The 17,102-nt window shown below is 46.7% G+C and carries 17 protein-coding genes; 9 read left to right on the forward strand and 8 right to left on the reverse strand.

Going from position 1 to position 17,102, the window contains the following annotated elements:
- Window positions 1–309: 309 nt before the first annotated feature.
- Together ACFSKO_RS09815 and ACFSKO_RS09820 are read left to right on the forward strand one after the other, a co-directional pair.
- Window positions 310–552, forward strand: a complete 243-nt coding sequence (locus tag ACFSKO_RS09815) for a DUF6500 family protein (RefSeq protein WP_380250972.1) — start codon at window positions 310–312, stop codon at window positions 550–552.
- A gap of 256 nt (window positions 553–808) precedes the next feature.
- Window positions 809–1,531, forward strand: coding sequence for a VIT1/CCC1 transporter family protein (locus ACFSKO_RS09820; RefSeq protein ID WP_380250974.1), 723 nt, complete (start codon window positions 809–811; stop codon window positions 1,529–1,531).
- Between the two features lie 21 nt (window positions 1,532–1,552).
- Here the strand turns inward: ACFSKO_RS09820 and ACFSKO_RS09825 are convergent, their stop codons facing one another.
- Together ACFSKO_RS09825 and ACFSKO_RS09830 are read right to left on the reverse strand one after the other, a co-directional pair.
- Entirely contained in the window at window positions 1,553–2,194 is a 642-nt protein-coding gene (locus tag ACFSKO_RS09825; RefSeq protein ID WP_380250976.1) for a trimeric intracellular cation channel family protein, read from the reverse strand.
- A gap of 203 nt (window positions 2,195–2,397) precedes the next feature.
- Complete coding sequence (locus ACFSKO_RS09830) at window positions 2,398–3,024, reverse strand: PAS domain-containing protein (protein WP_380250978.1); 627 nt, start codon at window positions 3,022–3,024, stop codon at window positions 2,398–2,400.
- Between the two features lie 525 nt (window positions 3,025–3,549).
- Between ACFSKO_RS09830 and ACFSKO_RS09835 the strand changes: the two genes are divergently transcribed.
- Both ACFSKO_RS09835 and ACFSKO_RS09840 read left to right on the forward strand, forming a co-directional pair.
- Window positions 3,550–4,185: a glutathione S-transferase family protein gene (locus tag ACFSKO_RS09835; RefSeq protein WP_380250980.1), complete on the forward strand. Its 636-nt coding sequence runs from the start codon at window positions 3,550–3,552 to the stop codon at window positions 4,183–4,185.
- A 71-nt stretch (window positions 4,186–4,256) separates the two neighbouring features.
- Window positions 4,257–5,471: a multidrug effflux MFS transporter gene (locus ACFSKO_RS09840; RefSeq protein WP_380250982.1), complete on the forward strand. Its 1,215-nt coding sequence runs from the start codon at window positions 4,257–4,259 to the stop codon at window positions 5,469–5,471.
- Between the two features lie 294 nt (window positions 5,472–5,765).
- Here the strand turns inward: ACFSKO_RS09840 and ACFSKO_RS09845 are convergent, their stop codons facing one another.
- From ACFSKO_RS09845 to ACFSKO_RS09855, 3 genes are all read right to left on the reverse strand, one after another.
- Window positions 5,766–7,832 (reverse strand): S8 family serine peptidase, encoded by a 2,067-nt coding sequence (locus ACFSKO_RS09845; RefSeq protein WP_380250984.1) that lies wholly within the window; start codon window positions 7,830–7,832, stop codon window positions 5,766–5,768.
- A complete protein-coding gene (locus ACFSKO_RS09850) occupies window positions 7,825–8,994 on the reverse strand; it encodes a phosphatase PAP2 family protein (RefSeq protein ID WP_380250986.1) in 1,170 nt (389 codons plus the stop codon). The genes ACFSKO_RS09845 and ACFSKO_RS09850 overlap by 8 nt, the downstream gene beginning before the upstream one ends.
- A gap of 70 nt (window positions 8,995–9,064) precedes the next feature.
- Entirely contained in the window at window positions 9,065–10,726 is a 1,662-nt protein-coding gene (locus ACFSKO_RS09855; RefSeq protein ID WP_380250988.1) for a hypothetical protein, read from the reverse strand.
- A gap of 313 nt (window positions 10,727–11,039) precedes the next feature.
- On the opposite strand from ACFSKO_RS09855, the gene ACFSKO_RS09860 reads away from it, so the two are divergent.
- Window positions 11,040–11,267: a protein-tyrosine phosphatase family protein gene (locus ACFSKO_RS09860; RefSeq protein WP_380250990.1), complete on the forward strand. Its 228-nt coding sequence runs from the start codon at window positions 11,040–11,042 to the stop codon at window positions 11,265–11,267.
- A gap of 56 nt (window positions 11,268–11,323) precedes the next feature.
- Here ACFSKO_RS09860 and ACFSKO_RS09865 read toward each other — a convergent pair whose 3' ends face one another.
- Together ACFSKO_RS09865 and ACFSKO_RS09870 are read right to left on the reverse strand one after the other, a co-directional pair.
- The gene (locus ACFSKO_RS09865; protein ID WP_380250992.1) at window positions 11,324–12,340 is read right to left on the reverse strand and encodes a DMT family transporter; all 1,017 of its coding nucleotides are present in this window, start codon (window positions 12,338–12,340) and stop codon (window positions 11,324–11,326) included.
- A gap of 69 nt (window positions 12,341–12,409) precedes the next feature.
- Window positions 12,410–13,441 (reverse strand): DMT family transporter, encoded by a 1,032-nt coding sequence (locus ACFSKO_RS09870; RefSeq protein ID WP_380250994.1) that lies wholly within the window; start codon window positions 13,439–13,441, stop codon window positions 12,410–12,412.
- A gap of 214 nt (window positions 13,442–13,655) precedes the next feature.
- Between ACFSKO_RS09870 and ACFSKO_RS09875 the strand changes: the two genes are divergently transcribed.
- On the forward strand, window positions 13,656–14,465 hold the full coding sequence (locus ACFSKO_RS09875; protein ID WP_380250996.1) for an MBL fold metallo-hydrolase: 810 nt from the start codon (window positions 13,656–13,658) through the stop codon (window positions 14,463–14,465).
- 52 nt (window positions 14,466–14,517) lie between these two features.
- On the opposite strand, the gene ACFSKO_RS09880 is transcribed toward ACFSKO_RS09875, so the two are convergent.
- Window positions 14,518–15,426, reverse strand: coding sequence for a LysR family transcriptional regulator (locus ACFSKO_RS09880; RefSeq protein ID WP_380250998.1), 909 nt, complete (start codon window positions 15,424–15,426; stop codon window positions 14,518–14,520).
- 161 nt (window positions 15,427–15,587) lie between these two features.
- Here ACFSKO_RS09880 and ACFSKO_RS09885 point away from each other — a divergent pair, with 161 nt between their 5' ends.
- The 3 genes from ACFSKO_RS09885 to ACFSKO_RS09895 all read left to right on the forward strand — a co-directional run bounded on the left by ACFSKO_RS09885 (window position 15,588) and on the right by ACFSKO_RS09895 (window position 17,078).
- Window positions 15,588–16,013, forward strand: coding sequence for a VOC family protein (locus ACFSKO_RS09885; RefSeq protein WP_380251000.1), 426 nt, complete (start codon window positions 15,588–15,590; stop codon window positions 16,011–16,013).
- A 119-nt stretch (window positions 16,014–16,132) separates the two neighbouring features.
- Window positions 16,133–16,510, forward strand: a complete 378-nt coding sequence (locus ACFSKO_RS09890; protein ID WP_380251002.1) for a nuclear transport factor 2 family protein — start codon at window positions 16,133–16,135, stop codon at window positions 16,508–16,510.
- 145 nt (window positions 16,511–16,655) lie between these two features.
- Entirely contained in the window at window positions 16,656–17,078 is a 423-nt protein-coding gene (locus ACFSKO_RS09895) for a carboxymuconolactone decarboxylase family protein (protein WP_380251004.1), read from the forward strand.
- The last annotated feature ends 24 nt before the right edge of the window (window positions 17,079–17,102 follow it).

The following is a 17,102-nucleotide window of genomic DNA, read 5'->3' on the forward strand; positions in this document are numbered from 1 at the left end:
AGCAAAGGTGGAACTTACGTTGGACTAAAACACCAATAACGAGATTAACACAGTAAAATCAAAGACTAATATTCCTAAGAACAGACAAATCAATCTTTTCAGGCATTTTCTTTAAACACCGAAACTTTCAAAAAGAGAGTTTTTCGCACAAATTTTCCTGACGATTTTAACATTGCACTTCACGACAAAGCGTTTAGCTCTATATCAAAGTGAAAATTTATACTGTAACAACACTCCCATAAAAATTTTAACCGATTTGCTTCCACCTAATAATTTGTCGTCCAGTTCAGAAAAGAAGATAAAAACATTATGAGAACAGCCTTATGCAAAAAAATCATCGAAGTCTGTAACCTCAAGATAGAAAAGAAGGGCGACAATGTCGGGTTGTCGTTCTACGCATTCTTTGCCAATAAAAACGACGACCCCGCACTATTGATGGAAGCAGCGACCTGGTGGATTGAAACGCATGAGCTTGATCATTTCGAGAAGGCGCTCAAGATAAAAGCCATGGTAGAAGCCATGCCAGAAGCAAAAACAGAAAAAGGAGAATAAAGTCACGGTGCTTGGGAACAAACATCTATACCTTATCGGCCCAGGTGGCGTAGGAAAATCATCCGCCGGACTTATCTTGGCATTCCGGTCATCGATCTATTTGGATTACAAACAGAACCTAACGATCCTAGAATGTAGCAATCCTGCCTGCGACACTTGATACATTGTTTTCTTTAACTGTTCCTCGGTATCCTCAATTAAAGCACTGAAGCAATATACCAAGATAACAGGCCGAATAATAAAGAGAGGTACCCCAATGAAACTGGAACACGATCATTCAGCCGAGGCCATCAAAGAACGCTTTGCACAGGGGCGTAAAGCGAGCTATCTACAAGATTGGGTATACGGGTCTATTGATGGCGCAGTAACTACCTTTGCGGTGGTATCTGGCGTGATCGGGGCGCAATTGTCGGTTCGTGTAATCCTGATCCTCGGCGTAGCCAACCTTCTTGCCGACGGTTTTTCCATGGCTGCAGGAAATTACAGTGCAACAAAATCAGAGCTTGATGACGCAGAACGTCTGCGCGAAATTGAGCGTAAGCACATCAAGGAAGTCCCTGAAGGTGAACGTGAAGAGATTCGCCAGATCCTGCTGGCAAAGGGCCTAACCGGAACCACTCTGGACGAAGCCACCGACGCAATTACCTCCAACGAAGAGCTCTGGGTCAATACCATGGTGACAGAGGAATATGGGGTCTCTCCTGTTGCACGTGCACCCTTAAAATCAGCTTTGACCACCTTCGCAGCCTTTTTTGTCTGTGGTGCGATTCCACTGTTGCCGTTTATCTTTTCTCTGCCCAATGCTTTTGAAGTTTCCATGGGCATGACCGCGATCGCATTTTTTGCTACGGGTATGTTCAAAAGCAGATGGTCTTTGGCCCCGTGGTGGCGCTCTGGTGGAGAAACTCTCGCCATCGGCAGCCTTGCGGCCATCGTATCCTATGGTGTTGGCTATCTCTTACGCGGGGTGGTAGATTGATATCAAGGCTTCAGCAACAACCTAAAGTTTTTCAATTTCTTCCATGGTGCGCCCGGGTTTGCCTTTGTAAGTCGGCAACGACCAACCGTAATGCAATGCGCCCCCTCGGATCACCATGGCAACGACAAATCCAATACTTGAACCCACAACAGGGCTAAGCCCTGCGTGATGACAAACGACCCAAGCCAGTGCGCCAAAAAGCGCGGCAGTGAGATAAATTTCCCGGCGCATCAATACCGATTGCTCTCCCGAAAGAAGATCACGTAGCACCCCCCCAAAGGTCGCGGTTAAAATCCCTGTGACAATAGCAATCACAGACGATCCCGTGGCCGAAAACCCAATAGCAGCCCCCTTTACAGAGTAAGCCGCCATTCCGACAGCATCGAGCCAAAGCAACACTTTATAGCGAGATTCAAAGCGGTGTGCCGTGAAAAATACCAGCGCACCAACCCCGGCACAGATCAAAAGGTATATATGATCTTGGACCCAGAACACTGGCGTTTGCCCCAGGATGGTATCTCTAATCGTTCCACCACCAATCCCGGTAATCGCGGCCAAAAACAAAAAAGCGATGAAATCGAGCTGCTTGCGTGATGCCGCCAACGCACCGGTTGCAGCAAAGACAGCAACCCCGGCGTAATCCAGCCCCGTCAGGATATCCATCGTTAACTTCCTCTTTGTTTCAATATTTGGGTTTCAATATTTGAGTTTCAATATTTGGGTTTCAATATTTGGGTTTCAATATTTTACGTTTAAATATTATGGTGTGGGTAGGCTGAAACTTAATCCTAGAAAGGTCAATAAATTTCGTATCTTAAGCTTTTCAAAAAGACATTAAGAATTTAATCGACGCCTATCTAATTGGCTTAATCGACAAACGATGGAGCACCTTTGCCAATATCAATTATGTGGCGTTCGACCACAAAAATCAGCTTCAGCTGACCATCGTTTTTATACATAATTGGATTATACGCTTCGATTTCATTGCTCTGATACATGATAATCGGATTTTCACCTCTATCGTTTTCAAAAGGAAACCCGATAGACTCAACAGTAATTTTCCGGCCACTGGACAGTGCATGTTCCAGCGTTGCAATAATCCCGCAAGGTTGTTCTGCCATAAGCCAAAAAGCATTAGATGCAACATCCCTCCGTTCAGGTTCGACGTAATCTAGATAGTTTCCACCCGTAATATCCTGGCCAAAACGTTCGTTAATTGCCGTTCCCTGAAGCCGTATTTTAATATTGTCTTTGGAAATGAGTTCGTAAACGATCATGTGCGAGAGTAAATGGCCGACTTCTTCAGGCACAAAAGAGCTCTTAAGAGGCATTACACTGCCCCCTTTTCTTTCCAAACTTTGCCAATAATCAAAAAATTGCCTATTTCTGGCGTTTTTTATCTCAATCAATACACGACCCTTTAGCGCTTTCGCACAATCAATAAACCACATATCAACATGCTTATCGTAACTTGTAAATTGTTTTAAAAGCATGCATTTGCGCTAAAAACACAATTTAATTGAATAACTTAAATAGAACACAACTATTTGCTTATCGTTTACGTCTTGACCTCTAGAATACCAAATGGTTTGATGCGATTGTACTTCACTAAATGCTTGCTTGTGTTAGCTGCATCGACCTCTTTATCGATGTAACCAGACAAACAGCCGACTGGCCCTGTCCCTCTTATCAATTTATTTTTAAGCTGATACTGATTGAAACAGGATCCCAGCCAAAACCAAAAATTGCGAACAGTACGACGGATCTCTTTTGCGGGATTTTGGATGATGGATTAGCTTCTCGACTTGAGAGATAAATTAATCTGACCTCAGATATCCTCCAGGTTTCTTATGGTCTCCTCCTTATGATGTATCCATCTGTACTGTCACACTTGGACCATGATCTGAATTGATCAGATTTATGACCCTCAGGCGACAAGTTATCGCGATCATACGGTCGCTTATATACATTTCTACTCTCTCCTAAAGTCTCAGGAGGGGACATTGGAGAATTTAATAATGTTATCGCTTTTTCACACACCAGGAGCCTGCTCTTTGGCCTCTTGCATCGCCCTAGAAGAAATTCGGGAAACGACCGATGTAGAGTACGAGGTTAAAACAGTCTCTTTTGCAAAGGGCGACCAACACAAACCAGAATATCTCACTATCAACCCCAAAGGCAGAGTACCTGCTCTTTCTACTGAATCTGGTATTCTTACGGAAACTCCTGCGATCTTGCTCTATCTGGCACAACGCTACCCAGCGGCAAATCTCGCCCCTCTTGATGATATCTTTGGCCTGGCGCAGCTCCAGTCCTTCAACAGTTTTCTCTGTTCGACTGTTCACGTCGCCCATGCGCATAAATTTCGTGGCAGCCGATGGGCAAACGAACAAAGCTCTCTGGATGATATGAAGGCCAAGGTCACAGAAAATATGACAGCTCTCTTTACCCAGATTGAAGAAACTTACCTTAAAGATTCAGAATCTGAACCTTGGGTGATGGGTGCAAACTATACGATCGGCGATGCCTATCTCTATACCATCGCGTGTTGGCTTGCAGGGGACGGTGTTGATATCGCCATCTTCCCGCGACTTAACGCGCATTTTAATCGTATGGAAAACCGCCCCGCCGTTCAGCGTGCCATAGCCAAATAACCACCCAGCTATGGCCATCAGACAAGATTGTAAAACCTGTCTGGAAGTCATAAGAGATTAAACGTGAGATTATGAATAAGAGCCCGTTACGACTACCTGAATTTATTATCCTTTTTGCCCTGTTAACCTCTATTACGGCATTAAGCATCGATGCCATGTTACCCGCCTTGCCCCAGATTAGTGAAGACCTCTTCATTTCTGACCCCCTCGACAGTCAGCTGATCATTTCGTTGTTTATTTTCGGGATGGTATTTGGCGAACTTTTCATCGGGCCAATTTCTGACGCCATTGGCCGAAAAGGGGCCATCCTCATAGGTATCGGCATCTACGTTGTCGGTACCATTGTTGCGATGACTGCCACGAGCTTTGAAATCCTCATCCTTGGCCGTATAATCCAAGGCATCGGGGCATCGGGTCCCAAAATCGCCACCCGCGCCCTGATCCGTGATCAATACGAGGGCGCAGCAATGGCCCGGATCATGTCTTTTATCATGGTGATCTTTATCATGATTCCGATGATTGCGCCCGCTTTTGGCCAACTGGTTCTCGCCATTGCTGAGTGGCGCTACATTTTCTTTTCATTTCTGGTGCTATCTTGCTCAACGGGACTGTGGCTCATAATCCGCCAACCGGAAACGTTGATGCATGAAAACCGGATATCGCTATCACCTGCAAAGTTGATGCGCTCAACCGCACGCATACTAAAGCACGGAAAAGTGATGTGTTATTCCGTATCAGGCGGCATGATCTTTGGTGCTCTTCTCGTTTATGTCAGCACCTCACAATCAATCTTCGAAGATCTCTATGACGTGGTAGATAATTTCCCACTTTATTTTGCGATACTCGCCTCCTCTGTTGCTTTGTCTTCGCTGATCAATTCACAACTGGTCATGCGCTTTGGTATGCACAGAATGGTCGTTGCCGCATTGTGTGGAATGATCTTTTTCACAGGAACCTTGTTTCTCTTTGCCCTTCCATACAAAGGGATACCGCCCTTTCCAGTCTTTATGATCAACGGCTTTTTTATCTTTTTATGGATCGGTATTTTGTTTGGCAACATCAATGCCATGGCAATGCAATCGCTAGGAAAGATGGCGGGACTGGGCGCATCAGTCATCGCTTCGATCTCCAGTTTGGTCGCGGTCGCAGTGTCTGTTTCAGCCGGACGACTTTACGATGGCACCATCATGCATATGATCATCGCCCTTTGTTTTTGTGGCGTTACCGCCCTCGCGCTGGTACTGGTTGCCAACAAAAGTAAGGCAGGTGCTCTGTCGCCCGCTTAAATTGGAAAATTCATGGCTTGATTAGCCAATAAATACGCCTATATGTGATTCTAGGGTGCCCCCCCACCCTAGGTTTTGATTAATCAAAACCCGATTGATGAGGCCTGTCAAATCCCCCCTTTTTGACGGGCCTCGTCCTTCTTTTCGACTTCATTTCTCTCAGATATTTTCCATCTCCCGAAATACACCTGCTGGCATTGAGACAGATTCCAAAACCACAAAAAAGCCGGACGCCCTCACAGAAAGATTCTCCGGCCTTATTTCACTGTCCATTTGCAGTAAAATTAACAAACACTAACTGCCGTAAATTTCTCCTTGCGGGAAACGGCCGGCGCCTTGTCGGGTTGGATTGCGCTCGGCAAAGTACCCGAGCGCTTGGCGTTCGGCTTCAATGGTTTCCGCCTCACTGAAGATTTGAATTTTTGGTTTGGCACTCCCAACCTTGAGGGTTTCAGCAACACGTCGAGTGACAATAGGCGCAGCAACCGATGTGCCATCAAGCGCGACAGAAACACCACTGCGTACACCCGATGCCTGAATGCCTCGAAACACCGGAGAACGATCACTCTCAGCAGAGACAAAAGGCCCCACTGAAGACGTTGGATAACCAACATTCGTGGATTGATTACCACTATAGATCGCGGGCTTGCCTGTGCTTTCTACATGCCCCCCAACAACGATGGGCACCTCTCCAGTGGCAAGTCCATTATAAGACCCGCTGCGTTTGATGATGGAAGAATTATCTTCCAGCTCAAGCTTGCCCATCGCACCATAGACCTTATAGGCCGGTTCATCGAAATACGACTGCCGCCCCAAAGCAGGGTAACCAAAAGGACTGGTATCACGTTGGATACGCGCATGGATCGACTCTGGCATCATTTTACCCTCCGAAGCCTTCCCTGAACTCTTGATCAGACGCACGATCCACAAGCCTGACAGTGCAGGCTTTAGCTGCTTTATAGAGACATCTTGATCATTTCGAACCTCTGTCGGGGCCAAGGTCAGCATAAAACGTCCCCGCTCGTCTTCACGATCCAAAGGCGTGTGTCGATCATAAGACAGTCGGGCGATAGATTGGATACCGTGATTGAGCACAACTGCCGTATCCACCACACCCGAAAGTTTCTGGCTCGCAATACCGCCGGGGGGGATCACCTCGACCGAGATATCCCCATCGACATAGTTCTCTTTTGGCATCCAGATTTCGAGATAACTCGACGTCCGGTCATTGGGCTGTACCCGCCACGGCAGGTCACAGAATCCCACAGGTTCTTTAAGAAAATCACTCTCAGCAACCACCGCGTGGGATCTCTCCAGATAATGATTCCCAGCAGGTAAGACCACAGAGGTCGGTGCCACCCGTTCATTCCGCGCAGCCACAATCTCATCGATTGCCTTTTCCAACAGGGCCGTGCCATCGTGCGGTCCACCAAAAACGCCATAACTGAAATTAATCACTACGGGAAGGCCGGGCGCAATACGGTCTGCACGTTCAAGAATATAGTGCACACCACTTAGGATAAACATATCCAGCCCAATACCCGAAGTATCCCAGGTCACAGCTGCGGGAACCTGAACTGTTATAATACGGTCTTCTTCCAACACCTCAGAGGCATGTTTATCATAATCAGCACCCGCAGCGAGATCGAGCACATGGCTTCCGTGTGAAGCTTTGTTATCCAGCGTGTTGGGCATCACCCGTCTACTATCAGTTAACCCAAGCGCACGGTAAAGCGCAGCTTCGTCAGTGGAACCCAAATCGTCCGTGTGCTCTGCAAGGGCACTTTCGATCTGACCACGGGTATATTCACGGCCAAAGGCAACATCTGATCCCGCAATGGCATCGCCATCCTGGACCCAGGCAAAATCAACTCGGCTTTTACCAAGTTCTGACTGAAAACGTCGATTAACAAAAGCAATGCCATCATCGATCACACCAATAACAACCTTTGCCGAGCCTTCAATCAAAGGGTTTTCTGGGGCCAGATCCGGGCTATAGCCCACATTCACGCTGGCCGCCCTGAGCGGGATGCTTAAACGGCGTTTTATTGTACTGCCAGTCGTCGTTCCTGCCATAACAGGTGAATGGGTAACTGGACTATCACGCAGCACAAAGGGACGAAAGCTTGGTTGAAACTTACCTGACCCAGATCCCACAGGCTGATAGAGCCTGGGATAAATAGCATTGGGATCCTTATCTCCCGGAATAAAGTCAGCAGAGGCTTCTGTTCCAGTATGCCAATGTGTTTCCAATGGCGGACCAAAAGGAAAACCATAGCCCTTGCCCGTGTCAAACAACCAATCTTCATAAGGATCAATTGCTTTTACGCCATCATCTTGCCAATGGAATTGATTAATCATTACTGCCTCCTGCGGCAGGGGCTTCCTCCCACTCACTCTTGGCCTTGAGCCACAACCAACGGAACATATTATCCGGCTCGGCATGAACCTCGGATTTACCCCATTTAGTCACAGGTGCAGAACAATCGCCCGGAATTGCTGAAGCCTTGGTAAAATCTCCAGTCGCATTATTGCCAATAAATTCTAACGCCTGAACATCCCCCTCTTCACCAGAAGCCATCTGTAGCAGATAGTTCCCAAGCGTCGTCCCAAGCGCGGCACCAGCAGTACTATCCGCTGGAAAATGCAGTCCCGCGACCGTGCGGTTCACGGCAATGCGTTCGGCGACAGAAAGTAACATCTCTTTAATTGTTGGGCTTTGTGGAAAAGACATAACTGTTCCATCAAGCAACGCACCAAAAACCGTAGCTGTAGCGAAAGCCTCGGTTGAATGACCGCTTGGTAAAGTACCATGTGCTGGTGTTGGGATCAGAGGTTGAATTTGCGCTGAATAAACATCCGGACGTCGACACGCCAAACTGTGCTTTGTTCTCAACACAACATGAGAAGCATAGTGTTGGACCAAGCTGATGAGCTGCAAAGTATGTGCGTGGACTGAGGCGTTCAAAGGCACAACAGAGGTAAAGAAATCTGTCGGGTACCCTACCTGTGCCAAAACTTCAGCACCGCGTTCCGCGCGCTGATCTGCATAGTTACGAACATATTCCAGCTGCTCACGAAACACAGCTTCGTTTGGGCGTGTTAACTTAACCAGTCGCGAATAGGCAGGGTGCGGCGCATGATCCAGTCCTCCATGAGAATGATCGTGTTGGAACCAAATTGAAATAGCTCCCTCTTCACCATCAACCTTAAAAGAAAGACGGGACAGTAGGTCGGTTACAATTGTTACTTGCCTGACGTCAGGAGACCATTTCTCAAGATTATCGACCCTGTCCGCAGGAATAGGCCCAGGCCCAACACCCGGTTCTGGTAAATTCCAGGGATTACGAATAGCATCCGAAGCTGTAAGGATTGCATTTGTCGTCACGCCTCCAATGCCACTAATACCGCTAATACCGCTGATACCACTAATACCGCTGATACCACTAATACCGCTGATACCGCTGATACCGCTGATACCACTAATACCGCTAATACCGCTTAGTGTTGAATTTGTTGACATTATCTGCTCCCATATTTCTTAATGTTGGATATTTTCATACCTACTAAGTTCAGCTAAATGAGACCTGCTTTTATGTTTCCGGAATTCCCGCCTCTTTCAATGCATAGGCCCATTCTTGTCCCGTTTTAAAACCTGCGGCGGGATGTTTTTCCAGATAGCCTGTGATAGTTAAATTTGGTTCCAAATTTAAAAGTTTTATTGCTGTATCATTAGCCTCTTGATTACGGCCCAACCCCTGCAGGGCTACAATTTTTGCGCGTAAGCTTGAGGTGTGACTCTTATTTTCTCTTAACGAGCTCTCAACTAACAATAAACCTTCAGCAAACTGCTTATTGGCAATCAAAGCAGTAGCAGACAACGATTCAAAATAATATTTATATGGATCAAGCGGGGATAAAATTCGCGCTCTCTCCGTATAGGAAACAGCTTTTTCGCCTTCATCGACAAATGCGTGTAAAGTACCTTTGAGTAACCATGCCAAAGCATCATTGGGATTCAAATCGACCGCTCGGTCAAACCTTTGAAGTGCCGTATTGAACTCTTTAAGTAAATTATTTTGAACCAGCCCATCCACAGCGAGGGAGAACGAATTCTCAGGATCCAAGTCAAGCGCACGTGCTGTACAGTCACTCGCAATCTGACAATCTTTTTCAATGTCATGGCTCCATCCCTGCTGAACAGATAAGACATACCATTTTCCAAGCCAAGCGTAGAGACTGGCGTGTTTTGGTGACTTGCGAATAATCTCTTCAATCAAAGGTCGAGCCCTGGCAAAGCTTGCAAGCTTCAATCGGTGCATCAGACTAACACCCGAGACCAAGAGGGCATGGCTTGCGACTTCGGGCAACGGTTTGCTTGTTGCCAGCTCAATAGACGTTGAGAGAATAGATTGTCCGATTTGGCGAGAGATATCAGCCACAATCTCCTGCCCACCATTAAGAAAGTCCGACATCCTTGCCGAAAACTGGCGCGACCAAATAATTCGTCCACTCTCAGCATCAAGAAAATCGGCATCAAGATGGAACCGTTCGCCATCCTGTCGATAACTCCCATGGATAACATATTCAACATTCAGAGCTCGACGCACATCAGCAAGGTTAAGCAATCGCATATTCAGATTTCGAGAAGACAAATGTGAAATAACATCAATGAGTTGCGATTTAGATAAAGCCCGAGAAACTTCCTCAGCCAACATATCACCGAGGATATTATCTCCCTCCAAATTAAAGCTTTGTAAAAAAGGAAGAACCGCAACAGCAGGTAAAATACCGGAACTCTCAGACGGCATAAAATATTCAAGTTCAGAAGAAAGTTGGGGTGGTTTTAACCGCTGATCATTGATCCAATTCGTAAAGCCCGTTTCAGGAATATTAATCCCTTCGAGGAATTCCCCTTCCGAAGGGGCGCCGACAAATTCGATCACATCTGAATTGAGCGCAACATCGTCATGAGAAATATCAAAAAGCAATTCAAAATCAGAACCAATCGCCCGTTTCAGATCGCTCAATCCCCGTCTAAGACTTGCACGGCCCAACTCCTGACCAGACAAACTCCAGAGCTTATCCTGCAACCAAGACCGTGTTCTTTTCATATTCGGCGCCGTCGCGAGCAAAGCCATTAAGGCCCGCAGTTTTGTACTGCGAATATCGAGTTTGCTCCCTCCACTCCACTCGGCTGAGAAAGTCCCAAATAGGCGTAGCTTTAGCTTTTTATTATTAGGGTAGTTTTGCATGCGTTAACTTGGACCCTATTCCCTGTTTTTTAGACACGTTATAAATTGTGCCATTTTTTTGACCCTATAAGCACACAAAGATTACCACCTTCCCGTTAAGTTAAAAAACTATTTACATTTTTTTTCACGCTTTTTGGACGCTACCTTTGCTGGTATCTGCTTCATACTGATTGGTAGAACCACTTAACGAGATAAAATCAATGAACAATCTAAGTTTTCAAACCCTGTTGTTTAGCGAGAAACGAACAACATATCGAAATATTTAAAAAATATTTTTCCGACAAGGGTTTGGACTTAACAGATAGGACGTACTGTGAGAAAAACTGATAACCAATCACCAGAGCCCTTATCAGAGTTAGTACCAGATCGTGATTCTCCTAATCCGCGAGATCTCAGTGATTTTTGCCAAAAGTGGAATGCTCTCAAGATACACGCAAGCAAAGAACAACTTTCAAAGGCTCAATTATCGCCAGAAAGTAAAGAAGTCATATCTTGGCTGACAATCCTAGCCGATAAAGTTTGCCACACTGAAGATTATTAGGTGATCAATCCATTCTTTTAATGGATCTCCCCTTTTCAAATTAATTTTCAATTGGCTTATTTTATCGGAATAACATCCACATCATCTAAATTCTCTTTTACCACTTTGCGTTCGCGCCAAAAAGAATAGATCCCCGTGAGTATTAGTAGGCTACAGCCAATTAGGGTGGTGTTTTCTGGGGTTTCGTCGAAGATGAAATATCCCAGAGCAATCGCCCAGATCATGACAGTGTAGCGAAATGGTGTAACGAAAGCGACTTCACCCACACGCATGGCCTGGATCAGGGTAATGTGCACCACCATAATAAATATCGCTGCCCCAGCCAACATACCAACCGTATTCAAACTTACCGGCTTCCATTCCATGGTGGGCGTCAATAATCCTGCGACCAAAGTGACACAGACCATTGTAGCAAAGGCAACAAACAACGACGGCAAGCCAGATGAAAACCGCCGAGTTGCCAGATCGCGAATTGCCACAGAAAACATCGATGCCAGCGCCCAAAGCGAATAAACACTAAAGCCATCGGTACCCGGTTGAACGATGATTAAGATTCCAACAAAACCCAAAACAATACCGCCATAACGCCGCCACCCAATGGTTTCACCAAAAAAGATCGCAGCACCAAGAGTTATGACAAGTGGCAAGGCCTGTAAAATCGCCGTGACATTTGCGATTGGCATGTTGAACAAAGCCATAAAGTAACAAAGCGAAGCTCCGATTTCCCCAACAATCCGAATGCTCAATACCTTGGCATCAGTGCTGGAAACTTTGATAAATAACTCTCGCCGATAAAATGCCAATCCGCCGAGCACGACAGCAGCAAAACATCCCCGTAAAAAAATTGCCTGAAACAGCGAAAGTTCAAAAGAAACTAGCTTCATCAAAGTGACATTACCGACAAAGGCCGCCATACCGAAAATCATTAAAACGGCCCCTTTGACATTTTCAGTAGATCGATCTTGAGCTGCCAAATTTTTAGAAGCTTTGTCTGTAGATACTTCGTTCACAGGCTTTTCAACTGGCGTGCCTTTGGGATCAAACCCGGGCGTTATGTCATCTGGACCACTCACTTAATCTGTCCCTTTATCTTTTCGTTTAATCCCTAGGAAAGGTATTTTATCCACACATTATTCGTACGATTATCTGTTGGATAACTCCTCGGCCTTTTCCAACTCTGTTTCTAATTTTGTGGTTTTTTCCGGCCAGTCACCGAGATCGCCAAGGTCAACTGTATCGTGGTGAAGTTGTTCCGAGGCCAAACACTTATTGAGTTTATGCTCACGATAGAAGGTATAGCCGCCAGTAGCCACCAGGATCAGGCTGCCGATAATCGTCCATTTATCAGGAAGATCACCAAAGACAAAAAAGCCAAGCAGGATTGCCCATATCAAAATGGTATAACGGAACGGTGAGACAAAAGAAATTTCCCCCGTACGCATCGCCGCGATAACAGAAAGATACCCTACCATAAGCAAACAACCTGCCCCTGTAAGATAACCGATTGGCTTGATTTCAACGGCCTGCCACCCAGATGTCGGTAAAAGCACGCCTGCGGTAACGGTCAGAGCAATCGAGGTCAAAAGCGCGACATAGATAGAAGGTATCTCGTTGGAAATTTTCTTGGTCACGAGATCACGCAATACGATAAAGACCACGGCTGCCAGTGCCCAAAAGGAATAGGCGTTAAAGCCCTCGGCCCCCGGACGGACGATAATCAATACTCCAATAAAACCAACCGCAATGGCGGAATAGCGCCGCCAACCCACGGTTTCACCCAAAAACAACGCCGCGCCCAAGGTTACAGCAAGTGGCAGCGCTTGGAGGATCGCCGTGGAATTCGCAATTGGCATATTAAAAAGAGCCGTCAAATAACAAAGTGTCGCGCCAACCTCACCCACCACGCGCAAGCTCAAAATTTTGCGGTCAGGTTTTGAAAGCGGGCGGACAAGCGCTCTTGGCCCCCCCATAATTTTCAAGGCAATGAGGCCAAGGAAAAAAGTCGTGAACAATCCACGCAGAAAAATGGTTTGAAACAAGGACAGATCAGCCGATGCCAGTTTCATAAAGGCATCGTTAAAGACGAAAGCCGCCTGACTGAGCGCCATCAAAGCAGCACCCTTAAAATTTTCAGCCGACGATATCCCAGAATTTTGTGTTTTCTCTGCACTCATAACCATGATCCATATTCGATAATACCGCTCTCATAGAGCAAGCTTTCATTCTTCAATGCAAGTGACATTGTAGAAAATATGCAATTTTACTCCTCCTTGCGCAGAGCTTATCAAAGTTGCAAGTTTCAACAGAGACGCTAAGCTTATCCAAACCTTCTCCTTCTTAGGATCATGCTTTAGAATATTTCCAGTAACAAAATTTCTGGTGACAAAATTGATTCAACCAATTTGCGCGACCTGTGGCACACAATATCCGGAGGCCACAATACCACCCGTTTGTTGCCCGATCTGTGAGGATGAACGGCAATACGTTCCGGCAACAGGACAAGCCTGGACAACAGTCGAAAACATAGAGCAAAGCCACCATATAGTTCGAACAGAGATATCTTCTACTCTCCACGCCTTAACAATTGAGCCTAAATTTGCTATTGGCCAGCGTGGTTTTCTCATAAAGACACCCTTCGGAAACGTGCTCTGGGATTGTCTCGCAATGGTTGACGATACCACAATAGATTGGATCAAGGGCAACGGTGAGCTATCGGCAATTGCTATTTCGCATCCTCATTATTACACCGCAATGGGTGCATGGAGTGATGCTTTTGATAACATCCCAATTTACCTTCATACTGATGATGCCAAGTGGGTTCAAAAGCCGCACTCCTCGATCCGTCATTGGTCCGGAGAAACAGAAATCCTCAACCTGGATCTCACACTAATCCGTTGTGGAGGCCACTTCAAAGGAGGCACCGTACTTCATTGGAAACAAGACAAAGGAACGCTCTTTACAGGGGATATCATGCAGGTGGTTGCCGATCTTCAGCACGTCAGTTTTATGCGTAGTTATCCCAACTACATTCCTTTACCAGCCACGGCGGTTCGCAGAATTGGAAAATCCGTCGAAGGCTTTGAGTTCGAGACCATCCACGGCGCCTTTCCCGGTTTGACGATTGCCCGCGATGGAAATAAAGCCGTGGAAAAATCAGTATCTCGCTATCTTCTCGCCATCGATGCACCAAAAAAATAGACCAGAAAATAGATCGAACTAATATAATACTTTCTGTATTCTCCTGCGCCACTTACCGATCCCAATAAGGCACATCGTCGCCAAGTTTCTTAACGAGAAAATCGACAAAGGCACGAACTTTTGCGGGGAGATGGCGGCGTTCGGGGAAGATCGCGTATATGGTCTGGCTTGGCAGGTGGTAATTGGAAATCACCGGAACCAATTTACCAGCGGCAACATCAGAACTTGCGATAAAGGTTGGCAGGCGGCCGATGCCGACACCTGCAACCAGCGCTTCGCGCAAGGCCTCAGAATTATTGACCTGATAGCTTCCCGTGGTTTCCAACGAGATCGTCTCTCCGCCTTCTGTTGCGGGCGCGTGAAATTGCCAGTTATGGGTGCTGCTGGCATAGGCATATTGCAGGCAATTGTGCGTCAGCAGGTCTTCCGGCCTTTGCGGAGTGCCAAAGGTCTCGAGATATTCCGGCGAAGCACAAAGCGCATTATGGCAGGGCGCAAGTTTTCGCGCGATCAGAGCTGAATCAGGTAAGGTCCGCACCCGAATAGCGAGGTCAAATCCGCCCTCAACCATATCCACCACCCGGTCATCCATCACCATTTCCAGGGTTACTCCCGGATGTGATTTGAGAAATTCAGGCACCAAAGGCGCAACATGCAAACGGCCAAAAGACATCGGCGTGTTGATGCGCAAGCGCCCTTGTGGCGCGCCCTGCAGTTGCGCAACGGCGTCCTCGGCCTCACGCGCGGCGGCCAAAGACTGCACAGCGTGGGCAAAGTACTGCTCGCCCGCTTCACTCAGGCTGAGCTTACGGGTTGAGCGATACAAAAGCTGCACCCCAAGACGGGATTCAAGCTGGGTAATGCGTTTACTCACCGCCGATTTGGAAACGTGCAGCTTTTTCGCCGCCGCAGAGAAGCCGCCCTCTTCGACCACCGCCACAAAAATCGGGATCGCGCCCATACTATCGTCCACAACTCTCCCCTTACAACTGTCAACTTTTACTCACCAATATGTTTCTATATAACCTGATTATCATCTTTTAAGAAACACATTATCTCTAGGTCAGGCAAGAAATTTTTTAAACCTCAATGATACCAAGAACTCAAAAGAGGAGATAAATCATGGTTCGTTTTGAACACGCAAATCTGGTCGTGACAGATATCGCAGCCACTCTGGATTTTATTCAGACCGCCTTTCCGAAATGGGAAGTCCGTGGTGAAGGAAAAATGAACTGGAAAGGCAAGCCCCGCACCTGGCTACATGTGGGTGATGATACGACTTACATCACCCTGAACGACAATGGCGAAGGCGAAAACAGAGAACTCGCCGGGCATAAACCCGGCCTCGCTCATCTCGGATTTGAAGTCGATGACGTCGATGGCATCATCGCCCGCCTGCAGGCCAAAGGCTTTGAGATCGACATAGAAGGCGGCGATCATCCTTTTCGCAAGACGGTATATTTCCTCGATCCGCAAGGTTTCCAATTCGAGTTCATTCAGTATTTCAGCGACATCCCCGCCGAACGCAACCTCTACGACACCCCTTAAGAGGGGATCAATTGATCCCGGTTAATTAGAGGCTCCCGTTAATACAAAGTCCCGGGAAATAAGGCCCAGTGAAATAAACCCAGTGAAATAAACCCCGTAATATAAGAAAGCCAGTTAGTATGTTAGATAAAAATCCCGTAAGCCCTAAAACCCGCAAATTCGTCACGGAACTTTATCAGGCCATTGATGCGAAGTCTGTCGATCAGCTCGAGACATTTCTCGGTGAAGACTTACGCTTCCAGCTTGGCAATTTTGGTGCGATACAGGGAAAATCCACCGTGCTTGATGCCAATGCCGCCTTCTTTACCAGCATTAAATCTATGACCCACAGTTTCGACGGTCTTTGGGAAAGCGGAGATAACATTATCTGTACCGGGCAAGTGCACTATGTCCGTCTCGACGACAGCGAACTCACCATTCCCTTTGCCACTGTGTTGCAAATTAGGAACGATTTGATACAGGATTATCAAATCTATGTAGATATCTCGCCTCTATAAATTTGAGCGTTTCAATTTAATTTCAACATTCCCAAATAAAACACTTGATCTGGAGTGCACTCCAGCATTTAGGTTCTGTGACCTCAGCAATAAAGAGGCTGGCTTTAAGCTTGAAAAAGCCAGCCTTTATCAGAGGATAGACACCATGGAACAGACACCCAACACACAGACAATCACGCCCAAAACATCAACCATTGACGAAAGTCGGTTCGAGCGAGGATCACGCGCCCTTGCCGAAATTGACGGATCATCTGGCGCCGAAGTTGTTGCTTCTCTTGCCGATATCGCGCCCGACTTAGGGCGCTATATCATCGAGTTTGGTTTTGGCGATATTTACTCTCGCCCAGGTCTGGCTTTACGGGAAAGAGAGATTGCAACAATCGCCGCCTTAACGGCGATGGGAACCGCGACACCACAGCTAAAAGTTCATATTCACGCCGGGTTAAACGTTGGCCTCACTCGTGAGGAAATAGTTGAAATCATGATACAGATGTCCGCCTACGCTGGTTTTCCAGCAGCTTTGAATGGTGTGTTTGCAGCAAAGGAAGTCTTTGCAAATCACGCTTAAAACCAACACTTTGGATACTCTGGT

The sequence above is a fragment of the Kiloniella antarctica genome (assembly GCF_042682825.1).
Lineage (GTDB): Bacteria > Pseudomonadota > Alphaproteobacteria > Kiloniellales > Kiloniellaceae > Kiloniella > Kiloniella antarctica.

Coding starts and splice junctions, on each gene's coding strand:
- ACFSKO_RS09825 (WP_380250976.1), bottom strand. CDS start 2,194: ATGGATATCCTGACGGGGCTGGATTACGCCGGGGTTGCTGTCTTTGCT.
- ACFSKO_RS09890 (WP_380251002.1), top strand. CDS start 16,133: ATGTTAGATAAAAATCCCGTAAGCCCTAAAACCCGCAAATTCGTCACG.
- ACFSKO_RS09830 (WP_380250978.1), bottom strand. CDS start 3,024: ATGCTTTTAAAACAATTTACAAGTTACGATAAGCATGTTGATATGTGG.
- ACFSKO_RS09870 (WP_380250994.1), bottom strand. CDS start 13,441: ATGAGTGCAGAGAAAACACAAAATTCTGGGATATCGTCGGCTGAAAAT.
- ACFSKO_RS09850 (WP_380250986.1), bottom strand. CDS start 8,994: ATGTCAACAAATTCAACACTAAGCGGTATTAGCGGTATTAGTGGTATC.
- ACFSKO_RS09885 (WP_380251000.1), top strand. CDS start 15,588: ATGGTTCGTTTTGAACACGCAAATCTGGTCGTGACAGATATCGCAGCC.
- ACFSKO_RS09815 (WP_380250972.1), top strand. CDS start 310: ATGAGAACAGCCTTATGCAAAAAAATCATCGAAGTCTGTAACCTCAAG.
- ACFSKO_RS09880 (WP_380250998.1), bottom strand. CDS start 15,426: ATGGGCGCGATCCCGATTTTTGTGGCGGTGGTCGAAGAGGGCGGCTTC.
- ACFSKO_RS09855 (WP_380250988.1), bottom strand. CDS start 10,726: ATGCAAAACTACCCTAATAATAAAAAGCTAAAGCTACGCCTATTTGGG.
- ACFSKO_RS09845 (WP_380250984.1), bottom strand. CDS start 7,832: ATGATTAATCAATTCCATTGGCAAGATGATGGCGTAAAAGCAATTGAT.
- ACFSKO_RS09840 (WP_380250982.1), top strand. CDS start 4,257: ATGAATAAGAGCCCGTTACGACTACCTGAATTTATTATCCTTTTTGCC.
- ACFSKO_RS09835 (WP_380250980.1), top strand. CDS start 3,550: ATGTTATCGCTTTTTCACACACCAGGAGCCTGCTCTTTGGCCTCTTGC.
- ACFSKO_RS09820 (WP_380250974.1), top strand. CDS start 809: ATGAAACTGGAACACGATCATTCAGCCGAGGCCATCAAAGAACGCTTT.
- ACFSKO_RS09895 (WP_380251004.1), top strand. CDS start 16,656: ATGGAACAGACACCCAACACACAGACAATCACGCCCAAAACATCAACC.